14 protein-coding genes are annotated in these 11,417 nt (G+C 63.4%); 5 read left to right on the top strand and 9 right to left on the bottom strand.

Annotated elements, in window-relative coordinates:
- Positions 1–8 precede the first annotated feature (8 nt).
- Together B5525_RS45015 and B5525_RS37805 are read left to right on the top strand one after the other, a co-directional pair.
- Entirely contained in the window at positions 9–152 is a 144-nt protein-coding gene (locus B5525_RS45015; protein WP_154073694.1) for a hypothetical protein, read from the top strand.
- A 522-nt stretch (positions 153–674) separates the two neighbouring features.
- Complete coding sequence (locus B5525_RS37805) at positions 675–1,337, top strand: YkgJ family cysteine cluster protein (protein ID WP_172900051.1); 663 nt, start codon at positions 675–677, stop codon at positions 1,335–1,337.
- Between the two features lie 321 nt (positions 1,338–1,658).
- Here the strand turns inward: B5525_RS37805 and B5525_RS37800 are convergent, their stop codons facing one another.
- Together B5525_RS37800 and B5525_RS37795 are read right to left on the bottom strand one after the other, a co-directional pair.
- Complete coding sequence (locus B5525_RS37800; protein WP_079571143.1) at positions 1,659–2,165, bottom strand: YkgB family protein; 507 nt, start codon at positions 2,163–2,165, stop codon at positions 1,659–1,661.
- Between the two features lie 45 nt (positions 2,166–2,210).
- On the bottom strand, positions 2,211–2,747 hold the full coding sequence (locus B5525_RS37795; protein WP_079571141.1) for a carboxymuconolactone decarboxylase family protein: 537 nt from the start codon (positions 2,745–2,747) through the stop codon (positions 2,211–2,213).
- A gap of 132 nt (positions 2,748–2,879) precedes the next feature.
- Between B5525_RS37795 and B5525_RS37790 the strand changes: the two genes are divergently transcribed.
- Positions 2,880–3,938, top strand: a complete 1,059-nt coding sequence (locus B5525_RS37790) for an AraC family transcriptional regulator (protein ID WP_079571140.1) — start codon at positions 2,880–2,882, stop codon at positions 3,936–3,938.
- A gap of 15 nt (positions 3,939–3,953) precedes the next feature.
- Here B5525_RS37790 and B5525_RS37785 read toward each other — a convergent pair whose 3' ends face one another.
- The 4 genes from B5525_RS37785 to B5525_RS37770 all read right to left on the bottom strand — a co-directional run bounded on the left by B5525_RS37785 (position 3,954) and on the right by B5525_RS37770 (position 7,337).
- Complete coding sequence (locus B5525_RS37785; protein WP_079571138.1) at positions 3,954–5,057, bottom strand: alkene reductase; 1,104 nt, start codon at positions 5,055–5,057, stop codon at positions 3,954–3,956.
- Between the two features lie 89 nt (positions 5,058–5,146).
- Complete coding sequence (locus B5525_RS37780) at positions 5,147–5,821, bottom strand: peroxiredoxin-like family protein (RefSeq protein WP_079571136.1); 675 nt, start codon at positions 5,819–5,821, stop codon at positions 5,147–5,149.
- Between the two features lie 152 nt (positions 5,822–5,973).
- Positions 5,974–6,291: a hypothetical protein gene (locus B5525_RS37775; RefSeq protein ID WP_079571135.1), complete on the bottom strand. Its 318-nt coding sequence runs from the start codon at positions 6,289–6,291 to the stop codon at positions 5,974–5,976.
- Between the two features lie 164 nt (positions 6,292–6,455).
- A complete protein-coding gene (locus B5525_RS37770) occupies positions 6,456–7,337 on the bottom strand; it encodes a LysR family transcriptional regulator (protein ID WP_079571133.1) in 882 nt (293 codons plus the stop codon).
- A gap of 110 nt (positions 7,338–7,447) precedes the next feature.
- Between B5525_RS37770 and B5525_RS37765 the strand changes: the two genes are divergently transcribed.
- The gene (locus B5525_RS37765) at positions 7,448–7,681 is read left to right on the top strand and encodes a hypothetical protein (protein WP_079571132.1); all 234 of its coding nucleotides are present in this window, start codon (positions 7,448–7,450) and stop codon (positions 7,679–7,681) included.
- A gap of 193 nt (positions 7,682–7,874) precedes the next feature.
- Positions 7,875–8,960, top strand: coding sequence for a patatin-like phospholipase family protein (locus tag B5525_RS37760; RefSeq protein ID WP_244567719.1), 1,086 nt, complete (start codon positions 7,875–7,877; stop codon positions 8,958–8,960).
- A gap of 31 nt (positions 8,961–8,991) precedes the next feature.
- Here the strand turns inward: B5525_RS37760 and B5525_RS37755 are convergent, their stop codons facing one another.
- The 3 genes from B5525_RS37755 to B5525_RS37745 are packed head-to-tail and all read right to left on the bottom strand — an operon-like array spanning position 8,992 to position 11,152.
- Positions 8,992–9,393 carry a hypothetical protein gene (locus B5525_RS37755; protein WP_079571128.1) on the bottom strand — a complete coding sequence of 134 codons (402 nt, stop codon included), beginning with the start codon at positions 9,391–9,393 and terminating at the stop codon, positions 8,992–8,994.
- A complete protein-coding gene (locus B5525_RS37750) occupies positions 9,390–10,313 on the bottom strand; it encodes an alpha/beta fold hydrolase (protein WP_172900050.1) in 924 nt (307 codons plus the stop codon). The genes B5525_RS37755 and B5525_RS37750 overlap by 4 nt, the downstream gene beginning before the upstream one ends.
- A gap of 11 nt (positions 10,314–10,324) precedes the next feature.
- Positions 10,325–11,152, bottom strand: a complete 828-nt coding sequence (locus B5525_RS37745) for a hypothetical protein (protein ID WP_079571124.1) — start codon at positions 11,150–11,152, stop codon at positions 10,325–10,327.
- Between the last annotated feature and the right edge of the window lie 265 nt (positions 11,153–11,417).

Genomic DNA, 11,417 nt, shown 5'->3' with positions numbered 1-11,417 from the left:
GCACGACGATGAAGGCCGAGGACGTCACGCAAGTGGTGGAACTGGCTCTGACGGCATCAGGCTGTGATCAAGCGCAGTTTGTCCATAAACCGCGTCTAGTCACCGTCAATGGCTTGAAAGGACGCGCATGGCGCTCGCAGCCGCCATTCTGACAAAGAGAAATTCTGTAGTGATCTCAATCGCCCAAAAAGCTGAGAAACGTCAGAACGGGTTTTGAAAACATTGCGAAATCCGGGGACTTCCAAGCTGAATACGAGGGTTCGATTCCCTTCACCCGCTCCAAAGCAATTTCAATGGCTTAGCACGAATTTTCCGATCTCATTCTGACAATCATTCCGACAATCAGGCTGAACACCGTTCCAATTTTTGCCAGTGTTATCAGTCCCGGGAACGACGTTGTCGCCGTGATGCCTGCGATCAGTTCACTGCACCAACCTCTACCGCTCTTTCGCTTCCGTTCTTGCGCAATCACCGCCGATCGCCGTCGGTTAACACAGAGATGACGGCACGCGATTTCAGTGCCGACCTGACCAAGGAGATCGTCGACAAGATCCGGGCTGCCCCGGTCAAGCAATAATCAGATATTGGGCGGGTCCGCCATTCGCGCATCACTTCTGGAGGCGATATCATGACCTACGGCGATCTGGTCTCCCACGTCAAATTCGACATGGAGCGTGGCAGTCTTCTCCTACGTCTGTCACGCCTGCAACCGGTGTTGCCGCAACAAGGCAATCCGCGTCAGCCCCTACGACATACTGCGTCTTGCAAGATATCTCTGCATATCGACGACGCAGTTCATCGAAAATCACACGGAGGCCGGCGGCACAGTCCTACGGCCCAAGGACAACGGCGATTGCGGCTTCCTCGGCGAGCGCGGCTGCAGTGTTCATCCGGATCGACCGCTGGTTTGCCGTATCTATCCGCTGGCGCGATGGGTTTCACCAGATGGCGGGGAATCGTTCGGCCACCTGACGCCGCATCCCAAGACCGAGGGCGTCTACGGTATTTCGGGAACCATTCAGGATTATCTCGATCACCAGCAACTCGCGCCTTTCTTCGAGATGAGCGAACGATACGGCGAGTTGTATCAAAAAATGATCGACATGCTGGAAAAGCTCGATCCCGAAGAACTGGATCGACGGTCGGACCTGCGTGCGGCAATCGACGAGCTGCCGGCGGGGACGCTGGCGTCGATGTGGGTGGATATCGACGCGACCAATGGCGTCAGCTTCTCTAGCAGTGACGGCTCCGGCGTCGGTATCGATGAAGCCGTGGCTCGGCATATCCGCGCCGTCGAGGCCTGGCTCGATTCTCTGGATGCTGCGTCACGAAACTAAACGATTATTGCGATCAGCTGAAAGTAATTGGCTTTTGAACGACCGTTGTTGGCGGATACTGTTGAAAAAGTCGAAAATCGAGGGGCTCCGAAAATCTCGCGAATGTCGAATGTTGGCGATCTCAGCCGCTGCAAGGCTCTGCAGTATCGATGCGAGCGTCGGTGGTGGCCTTTGCGTTAATTGATGTGGTCCCTCACATCGCAGCGCATGAGACGCACGAGCGGCTCCGGGTGTGAAGGTCAGAATTTTGCTCATAAACTAACTCGCCGGCAAGCTTCGCACTTGCCGGCGAGTCGCCGAGTTGTACTCGGATCCGTGACTTCATCGCCGGATCAGCCGAACCACGTCCTGCCTCAGGAGGTAGAGCGAGACGGCGAGCAGAACGACGTCCTTCATCAGGAAGGGCACGTTGCCCGTCATCGCAGGGAAGCCTCCTGCGGCGACGTCCCAGCCCTCCGGCATGAACGGAATGATCGTGACGGTTGCGATGAAGGTGCCGGTCGAGCCGAGGGCGCCGAGAACGCCGAGCCGCTTGTCCCAGAAGCCCGCGAGGAGCAGGGACCCGAACGTCCACTCCGAGACGCCCAGGAAATAGCTGGCGCCGGCGTGGCCGAACACCGGATACAGCCACCAGATCAGCGGCCCGTTGCTGATGAACGGGACCAGTCTTTCGAATTCGTACGGAAACCACTTCTGGTAACCGAAGAAGAAGAACATGATCACCATTGCGGCCCGGACGACGTGGTAGTCGAGATCCTCCGCAAGCAGGCCGGACCTGTGCAGCGCGCGGGCAAACGGACTCTGGGTGGTGTTGGCAAGCGTAGTCATGGTCGTGATCCTTTCACATTTGAGATCTGACTGGGCGCGGCCGCTTCACGCGACTGCGGGGAAGTCGATCTCCGTGTCGTTGATGCGGTTGAAGACGTTGGTGAAGACGGTGGTCGCGAAGGCGAGGCTGATGTCGACAAGCTGTGCGTCGCTGTAGCCGGCATCCTTGATCGCGGCGAAATCGGCATCGCTCACAGTGCCGCTGGTTGCCGCGAGCTTGCGAACGAAGCGGACCAGCGCATCGCGCTTGACGTCGCCGGTCGGCTCGCCATCGCGGATGTTCTTCAGCTCTTCGGGATTCAACCCGGCGAGCTTGGCGAGCAGGCTGTGCGCGGCGACGCAATAGTCGCAGCCGGCGACGCCGGAGATGACGAGCTTGATCGTCTCCTGATCGCGCTTGCTCAGATTGCCAGAGGCAAGCGCCGCATCGGCAGCAAGCACTGCCTTCAGTGCGGCAGGTCCGTGGGCGGCGATGGCCGCGAAGGTGTTCGGCACGCTGCCGATAGCCTTCTTGATCTGGGCATAGATCTGGCCCGACGGGCCGGTGTTGGATTCGAGGTTGGGAACTGAAAGACGGGACATGGTGGCACTCCTTCGTTGGGGTTGGTGAACGATTGCGGAGTGACAGTATGACCTCGACCTGAGACTTTGAATGTCGCTAGATCTCGACTATATGCTTCATCGTCTCATGCTGCACGCTTTCAGGAGGTCGCAATGGATTGGCTAAGCCGGCTGTTCGAAATGATGCCGGTGCGCGGGCGGCTCGACCTGCGCTGCAACTACGGCGCCCCCTGGCGCATCGATCAGGGGCCCGGTGAGGCCAACGAAATTCCGTACCATGCCGTGCTCGCCGGCTCCGCGACGCTGGAGGATCCGGCGGGAGGCCGATCGCTGCAGCTGAGGGCCGGCGACATCCTTCTGCTTCCCGGCAACCCACGGCACGTCATGCACGACGGCAGCGGGGTCGCGCCCCTGCCGGCCCGCAACCGCGTGTCCCTCAACTTCACGATCAGCGAAAACCTGGGTTCGGACGAGCGGCTCGACCTCTTGTGCGGACACTTCGCGATCGCGCCCCCGCACGACCGGCTGTTGCGCAGCTATCTCCCGCCACGCCTGGTCGTGCACGCCGGCGGTCAGGCAGGGCAGAAGGAGACCGCCGCGCAGCTCGCAGGCCTCGTCTCCCTGATGCGGAGCGAGTCGGGGGACGATCACCTGGGCGGCCGCGCGATGCTGAACGCGCTGTCGACGGCGATGTTCGCGCTTGTGCTGCGGCTCGCCAGCGAGACGGACGACGCGCCACGGGGGCTCCTTGCGCTGGCCGGCAATCCGCGCCTGGCGCCGGCGGTGGCGGCTCTGTTCAACGAGCCCGCGCGAGCATGGTCGCTGCCGGGTCTTGCACGTCTGTGCAACATGTCGCGGGCGACACTCGCCCGCCAGTTCCAGGAAAAGCTCGGGCGATCAGCTGCTGATCTCCTGACCGACATCCGGATGACGCTTGCAGCGAACGAACTGAAGAGATCGTCCCTTTCCACCGGCGCCGTGGCGGAGGCGGTCGGGTACCAATCCGAAGCGGCGTTCCAGCGCGCCTTCAAGAGTCACATGGGCGTCACTCCGGCGCAGTGGCGCAAAATACAGGAGCCGTCCGGCCGGGACGTCTTCGCAAGGCCGGCAGCTCCTGCCGACGCGAAGACGGCGAAGACCGTCGAAGCGGATCCGACTGACGAGCATAGGCCAGCGAGGGACGGCGATGCGCCCTCGCTGGCCGAGAGATGAGAGGCGAGCGGCCGGTCAGGCTGCCGATGCCACCTCAGCCGGCGGGTAGTCGAGGTAGCCGCGCGCGTCGCCGCCGTAGAAGGTCGATCGATCGTAGCGGTTGAGCGGCAGGCCGCGCCGCAGCCGCTCGGGCAGATCCGGGTTGGAGATGAAGTGACGGCCAAATGCGACGAGGTCGGCGTCCCCGGCCGCGACGATAGCCTCCGCTGAATCCGCTGCGAAGCCACCCGCCGCGATCAAGGTCCGCGAGAATTTCGGCCGCAGATGTTGGGCGGCGACCGGCGCCTGGCCATGCGAGATCTCCTCGGTGCCCTTGATGCGCGGCTCGACGACGTGGAGGTAGGCGATGCCCAAGCGATCGAGCTGGGTCGCCGCGTAGCCGAAGGTTGCGGGCGGATTGCTATCCGACATTGATCCGTACGTGCCGCTCGGAGAGATGCGCACGCCCACACGATCGGCGCCCCAAGCAGAGATGGCCGCCTGCGTCACCTCGAGCAGGAAGCGGGCGCGATTTTCGATCGGGCCGCCGTACTCGTCCGTGCGCTTGTTGGTCCCGTCCTGCAGGAATTGATCGGGCAGGTAGCCGTTTGCGCCGTGAATCTCGACGCCGTCGAAACCCGCACGCAGCGCGCGCTTGGCGCCGGATCGGAACTCCTCGATGATGCCCGGGATCTCATGCAGTTCGAGGGAGCGCGGCATTGAGAACGGGGCTTCGCCGCGCTTGGTGTAAGCGTAGCCCTTGGCCGCAATGGCGGAAGGCGCGACCGGCGCTTCGCCGTTCGGCTGCAAGTCGACATGCGACTGCCGGCCGACATGCCACAACTGCTGAAAGATGCGGCCGCCCTTGGCGTGGACCGCGTCGGTGATGCGCCGCCATCCGGCGATCTGACGATCCGAGTAGATGCCGGGCGCCCCTGCATAACCGTTGCCGCGGATCGAGACCGGCGTCGCTTCGGAGACGATCAGACCGCCGTCGGAGGCGCGCTGGGTGTAGTATTCGACCATGAGGGCGCTCGGAATATCGCCCGGATCGGACCGCATCCGCGTCAAGGGAGCCATCACCACACGATGGGACAACCGGTACGGACCGACTTCGGTCGTCGAGAACAGCTTGCTCATCACACTCTTCCTTTGAATAGCCTTGGTTGGGAAAGACGGCGGCCGGTCGTCGCGACGAAGTTGCGCCCCACCGGCCGCCTCATGCGCCGTCACGCCTTGACGGCGGCCGCCCGCTGGAGGACCGGGATCATGTCTTCAGGATCGGGCCGGCGGGTGTAGTCGGGGTTCACTTCGGAGTAGAGGATCACGCCGTCCTGTCCAATGACGTAGCGGGCCGGCATCGGCAGCGTCCAACTCGGATCGTCGTTGAACGTGGGCAGATCGTTCTTCAGCTGCTGGTAGAGCTCGACCAGGTAGTCGGGCAGATTGAAGCGCAGCCCGAACGCGGCGCCGACCTTGCCCTTGGCGTCCGAGAGGATCGGGAAGCTGAGCTTGTTCTGGCGCACCGACTTGCGGCTGTTCGGGGCGGTCTGCGGCGAGATCGCGACCAAGGAGGCGCCGTATTTGTCGAATTCCGGTTTGGCGGCTTCGAGCGCCTGCAGCTCCATGTTGCAGTACGGGCACCAGACGCCGCGGTAGAAGCTGAGCACCAGCGGGCCGCGTTTCAGGAGATCCGACGAGTTGACGACGTTGCCTTCCGGATCCTTCAGCGAGAAGGACGGGGCGACATCGCCGGCCTTCTTGGCGCGTTGGGCGGCCCCTGACTCGATCAGTTCTGCGGTGGCGCGGTGCATCGTCTCGACGACGGAGCGAGGAACACTGTAGGGCGGCTTTCCGGCCTCGAAATCGGCTTTGAAAGCGTCGAGCTTGGCTTGAAGCGACATGACGGTTCTCCTTTGGGCCTTTGCGTGGCGGACGGCGGCGCCGCCCGGTTTGTTGAAGTCACGTGCAGGAAGCTAAAGGAGACCGCCGCGCCGGGTAGCAGGGTCGTCGGACTAGAGATTATTCCCGCCGGGAATGGTCGCTGCGCACCCGGTCAACACCCGCGACAGATCATCAGCTTGCGGTCCAGCTCCTGGTCGAATTGCCGTTGCTGGCGCTCCCATGCCGACACGGCCTCGTATTGGGGGACGTCGGCTCGATGCGGTTGCCGATGGCCGACCGGAGCAAGCCAGGGCAGGTGCGAGGTCGGCACCGCCGAGGCAGGATCTGCAGTCGCGCTGGCCGGCAGATCGGGGAAGATCTCAGCAGGCTCGTGCTGATACGTCGCATTTGCCGGCGAAACCAGGCCGACAAAGACGAGACCTGCGGCGGCCGTGCGGATCGAGCGCTTCAGGATCGAGATGAGGGACATGGCGACACTCCTTGGCAGGAGGCTCGGGGTGAGCAACTCCGTTGCGTGTCACCGTACTCATCGACCCGAAGCGGTGAATGCCGCCCGGGATCGAAGACATGCCCGTTCGTCTCATCAGCGGCTGCGCACGCGCCCACGGCCGCGACGTCGGTCCGCTTTCTCGCCTATGCGTTGAACGTACGTTCGAAGAAATCCACGAACGCCCGTGCCTTGGCCGTCGCGGCGCGCCCGGTCGGAAGCACGGCCCACAGGTCGAGGGCCGGGAGGCTCCATTCCGACAGGACCGCACGCACGGCGCCCGATCGCAGTTCAGGGCTGAACATCCACTCCGACGCGATGGTAAGGCCTACATCGGCGAGCACCGCAGCTCTTACGCCTTCCGCAGCGGTCACCCGCAATCTGCTTTGGACGGTGACGGCCAATTCGGATGTCTCGCGCCTGAACGACCAGACGCTGCCCTCTCCCTGGAGATAGACGACGGCCTGATGCTTGCTCAATTCGCTTGGCGTCGACGGCGTGCCCGCGCGATCGAAGTAGGCTGGCGTGCCCAAGACGAGGCGCTTGCATCTTGCGATACGTCGGGCGGTAAGCGTCGAGTCCATCATCTTTCCCATCCGGAGAGCCACATCGATGCCCTCCTGGACAAGGTCGATCTGACGGTCGTCCAGAACGACCTCCAGGTCCAGGTCCGGATTCTGCGCCAGGAATTTCGGCAACATCGGAATGAGATGGATCCGGGCGAAGGTGACGGCAGCGCAGATCCGCAATCGCCCCTTGAGCCCGGCCCCGGCTCCCCGCGCGGCGAGCTCGGCCTCGGCTGCCTCCTCGAGGGCCCGCTTGGCGCGCTCGAGATAACCGAGCCCGGCTTCCGTCGGGGTGAGCCCGCGCGTCGAGCGTGTCAGCAGCTTGACCCCGAGATACTCCTCGAGCTGCGCGACCGACTTCGAGACCGCCGGTTGCCCGACCCGAAGCTGCCGGGCCGCTCCGGAGAAAGACCCCGTTTCGACAACCCGCACGAACGTCTCCATTGAAGCCAGACGATCCATCCTATTCTCCGCAGGAATGAGCGATATCGCTCCGCCCTATCTGCCACGCCGCGCGAGAATTGGCCATCTCTCGACGCATCCGAGCGGTTGCCCGGCAAAGGAGAGAAGCAATGAGCACCCATGATCATCCGATCGCGATGCCGGTCCGGAGCGCCGGTGCAGGCTTGAGTTCCACGACTCGCGCAAGAGCGGTTGCCCTGGAAACCGTTCAGACCCTAAGCGAGACGGTCAGGGACGCCCTGTTCGCCTACGCGATGACGGGCAGCGCCGTGGCGAGCCTCGCCATCATCGCCACGCCGCATCTGGAGATGCTGCTTCGCTGCATGTTCCATGGCCGGGGATAAGTGGTCGCGGGCCGCCTACGGCGCCTGCCGCGATTGACAGGGCCTCGCCAGGACATTGAATCAGGCGCGGCAGGCGCATTCCGGCAAACGGAAGGAGGAGGTCTCGCATGGAGCGACCGATCGAACGTCAGACGGCGGCTGTCTCGCAGAGCCGCACACGGGACCGGGCAGCCTCCCGGGCCAGGTCGTACTCGTGCTGCAGGCGGGCGGCGCCCTCGGGTCCTATCAAGTGGGTGTCTATCAGGCATTGCAGGAAGCCGGTGTCGAGCCGGACTGGATCGTCGGCACGTCGATCGGAGCGATCAACGCCAGCCTCATTGCTGGAAACGCGCCGCAGGACCGGCTACCGCGACTGAATGAATTCTGGAGCAGGGTGCAGCGCGCCCCTCAGTGCGACTTCCGCGGCGTCCTGCCGGGGTTCGGAGACAAATGGTCCTTCTGGAGGACCCTGACGCACGGCATCCCCGGCTTCTTCACACCAAACCCGCTGGCCCACGCAGGCGACGGATTCCCGCTAGGCGCAGACCACGCCGGCTACTACTCGACAGCGCCCCTTGAGGCCACTCTCTCCGAGCTCGTCGACTTCAAGCTGATCAACAGAGGAAGCCCGCGCCTCACGGTCGGGGCGGCGCACGTGCGCACCAGCCAGATGACGTATTTCGACAGCCGCCGCTGCGAGCTGGACGTGAAGCATATCATGGCCTCCGGCGCGCTTCCGCCGGCATTTCCGGCCGCGCGCGTCAACGGCGAGCTCTACTGGGACGGCGGCATTCTCTCCAACACGCCGACCGAAGTGGTGCTCGACGATAATCCGCGCAGGGACTCCCTCATCTTCACCGTCCACCTGTGGAATCCCGTTGGGGCCGAGCCCACCACCATGGCGGAGGTCCTCAACCGCCACAAGGACGTGCAGTATTCCAGCCGGATCGTCAGCCAGATCACGCGCCACCAGCAGGCGCACCGCTTGCGCCACGTCATCAACGAGCTCGCGGCACGATTGCCGGAGTCCGAACGCGACAGGCCCGAAGTGAGGGAATTGATGAGCTACGGCTGCCAGACCCGGATGCACGTGGTGCAGTTACTGGCACCGCAGCTGTCGCACGAAGATCACACAAAGGACGTCGATTTCAGTCCCGCCGGCATCAGGCAGCGCTGGGACGCGGGTTACGCCCACACCAAGGCGGTGCTCGAGCGCGAGCCCTGGGTCGGTCAGTTCGATCCGCTCTCGGGGGTCATCCTCCACGAAGCCGCGGAGTATAGGGCGCTCGCAGCCGAATGAATTTGACGAGGGTGCGAGCGCCGCTGCTCCGCTATCCCGTCCCGGCGGCGTTCAGCTGATACAGCCTTCCCGTCGCGTCCAGGTCCTCGACCCGCCATTCGCCGCCGACGCCCTCGATCATCCACCTCAGCAAGGCCCAGAGATCGCTGTCGACGTCCGCTTCGTTCAACGGCTCCAGCGCATCCGGCGTCGCGTAGATTTCGATCCCATCGGGAAAGGGCTCTCCGCTCCTTCCAATGAAGACGAGCGCATAGACCATTCCTGAGGGAGCCCGCACATACCCCGGCCGCGCCAGGCCGTTCGAATCGAGGGCAAAGCGCCGGACGAAGAACTCTCGGAATTCCGGGTAATGTCCGACGCGGTCCTCCGTCAGCACCAGCGCCCTTCTTTTTCCGTCGAGGCCGGGCGCCTCCACTACTTCAATCTGCGTCATGACTGCCTCCCGTCGATGCGGTCCAGGAAACGGTTGATCTTCTCGGCAATCTCGGCACCGGAGTCCTCCTGCAGGAAGTGCCGTCCGGTGACGAGTTCGGGTCCCTCGGCGTGCGGCAGCAACTCTTTGAAGCGGGTCGCGAACGTCTTGTGGTCGAACACCTCGTCCTCTCTGCCCCAGACCAGAAGCGTCGGGAATTTCGACTTCCTCAGTTCGCGCTCGAGCCATTCGAAACGCGCGAAGCCGCGCGCGCTGTTGTCGAGCGGAATCCAACGCGGCCAGGTCCATGTGAGGAGACGCGATCCCAGATCCGGCAGGATGCCTTCGTAGACGCTCTGGGCCTCCGCCCTGAACTTCTTCCGGTCGACCACCGAAAGATACATCCCGCGACCAGCAAGCGCGTTGTGGCGCCCGAGAAGATACGGACCGACGACAGGCGCATGCATCATGCGCCACGGGAAGATCCGCTTGTGGAATTCGGCGGGAGGCAGCGGCCATGCCCAGGTGCTCATGATAACCAAAGTGCGGACGCGGTCCGGATTGGACAGCGCAAACCCGAGACCCGTAGGCCCGCCCCAGTCGTGACAGACCATGGTCGCGCCGCGTATGTCGAGCTGTTGCAGCAGGCTGGTCAGGTTCGCGATGTGGCCGTCGAGAGTGTGGGCTTGTTCGCGGACGGGCTTCTCGGACAGGCCGAAACCGATCATGTCCGGAACGATCACGCGCCTGCCCGCCGCGGTCAGCGGCTTCACGAACTTCCGGTACAGAAAGCCCCATGCCGGATTGCCGTGAAGGAGAACTACCGGGTCGCCGGCGCCCTCGTCGATGTAGTGCATGCGCCAGCCGTTGACGCGCTTGAATTTCGGCTCGTATGGCCATTGCTCATGCGCGAACCTCTGCGCTCCTCCCGATGCATCCATTCCTTTTCTCCTTATGCAAAGAAGATCACAGCCTGGCCGTTGAGGCCCGGTAGCCTGACAACCGCGCCCAGGCATTTGCCGCTCACGAAATCGAAGACGACGACTTCGTCTTGAGCCACGCAGTAGAACTTGCCATCGGGCCCGAAGCGTAGGCCGCGCGGCTTCCTGAATCCGATCCCGCGACCCGGAGCGAGGACGCGAACGAGACGACCATCGGTCCGATCGTATTCGCGGATGGTTGTCACCGCATCCGGAGCTCCGAACGGATGCTCGCTGCCGACGACCACGTTTCCGTTCGGCGCGATTGCGAGGTCGAGCGGGCTGAGCTCCGGATCCTCGACCTTCCAGGACGACTTGATCCTCCGTTCCGGACCGAACGCCAAAATGGTGTTGTCGCCTTCGCCGCCCGGACCGATGCCGGACGCGAGAAAGAGAGCGTCGTCCTGGTCGAATGCAAACCCGCGCGGAAACGGGACCACAGCGGACGGAAGCACAGGGTCGCCCGGCCCATCGAGCGTCGGCGCAAACGCCATAACGGTCCGTGCAGCGCGCAATCCGACATAGTACCGGCCATCGGGGCCGAAGTTGCCGCCGCCCGGGTTCAACCTGGCTATCGCGCCGCTGTCGCGCACCACACGACCCTTACCGTCGAGCGCCAGAATCCGGTTCATCCCGCTGTTGACGAAGAGCAAAGCCCCATCGACGCCGAGTCCGCGTGGATCGACGATCCGAGCATCTTCGCTGAACGGTCCGAGCGGCTCTCCGTCCTCACTGAACGACAGCAGCTTGCCGTAACCGGCTCCGTTCGCGCCTGAGGCGCTCGTCACTAGGAGAACCATTGCAATTCCTGCCGTTGTGACCCTGCGCCTTTGTGCGCAGCTCCCGCTCCTATGACGCGCGATCCATACCAACCAGCTTCGATGTAGGCATAGCTCTTATTCCAGCTTGGAATGGTACCGGCGGGGCGAATGGGGGGAGGCACCCTTACCCATCTTCCGATTGCCTGACCCATTCTTTGGGGGAATGACTCATATCGCTTCGGCATCTCTGCCGATGCGAGGGGGAATGAAGCAAGTTGCGGAAGTCACTTCGATGCTTGCCAAA

It is taken from the genome of Bradyrhizobium erythrophlei, assembly GCF_900129505.1.
GTDB lineage: Bacteria > Pseudomonadota > Alphaproteobacteria > Rhizobiales > Xanthobacteraceae > Bradyrhizobium > Bradyrhizobium erythrophlei_D.
The sequence above is the reverse complement of the archived record's forward strand: the minus strand, read 5'-3'. Positions and strand labels throughout refer to the sequence as shown.

Bases quoted from the DNA above. Each gene is read 5' to 3' on its own strand.
- B5525_RS45015 (WP_154073694.1), top strand. From the start codon at position 9: ATGAAGGCCGAGGACGTCACGCAAGTGGTGGAACTGGCTCTGACGGCA.
- B5525_RS37800 (WP_079571143.1), bottom strand. From the start codon at position 2,165: ATGACTACGCTTGCCAACACCACCCAGAGTCCGTTTGCCCGCGCGCTG.
- B5525_RS37795 (WP_079571141.1), bottom strand. From the start codon at position 2,747: ATGTCCCGTCTTTCAGTTCCCAACCTCGAATCCAACACCGGCCCGTCG.
- B5525_RS37790 (WP_079571140.1), top strand. From the start codon at position 2,880: ATGGATTGGCTAAGCCGGCTGTTCGAAATGATGCCGGTGCGCGGGCGG.
- B5525_RS37785 (WP_079571138.1), bottom strand. From the start codon at position 5,057: ATGAGCAAGCTGTTCTCGACGACCGAAGTCGGTCCGTACCGGTTGTCC.
- B5525_RS37780 (WP_079571136.1), bottom strand. From the start codon at position 5,821: ATGTCGCTTCAAGCCAAGCTCGACGCTTTCAAAGCCGATTTCGAGGCC.
- B5525_RS37775 (WP_079571135.1), bottom strand. From the start codon at position 6,291: ATGTCCCTCATCTCGATCCTGAAGCGCTCGATCCGCACGGCCGCCGCA.
- B5525_RS37770 (WP_079571133.1), bottom strand. From the start codon at position 7,337: ATGGATCGTCTGGCTTCAATGGAGACGTTCGTGCGGGTTGTCGAAACG.
- B5525_RS37765 (WP_079571132.1), top strand. From the start codon at position 7,448: ATGAGCACCCATGATCATCCGATCGCGATGCCGGTCCGGAGCGCCGGT.
- B5525_RS37755 (WP_079571128.1), bottom strand. From the start codon at position 9,393: ATGACGCAGATTGAAGTAGTGGAGGCGCCCGGCCTCGACGGAAAAAGA.
- B5525_RS37750 (WP_172900050.1), bottom strand. From the start codon at position 10,313: ATGGATGCATCGGGAGGAGCGCAGAGGTTCGCGCATGAGCAATGGCCA.
- B5525_RS37745 (WP_079571124.1), bottom strand. From the start codon at position 11,152: ATGGTTCTCCTAGTGACGAGCGCCTCAGGCGCGAACGGAGCCGGTTAC.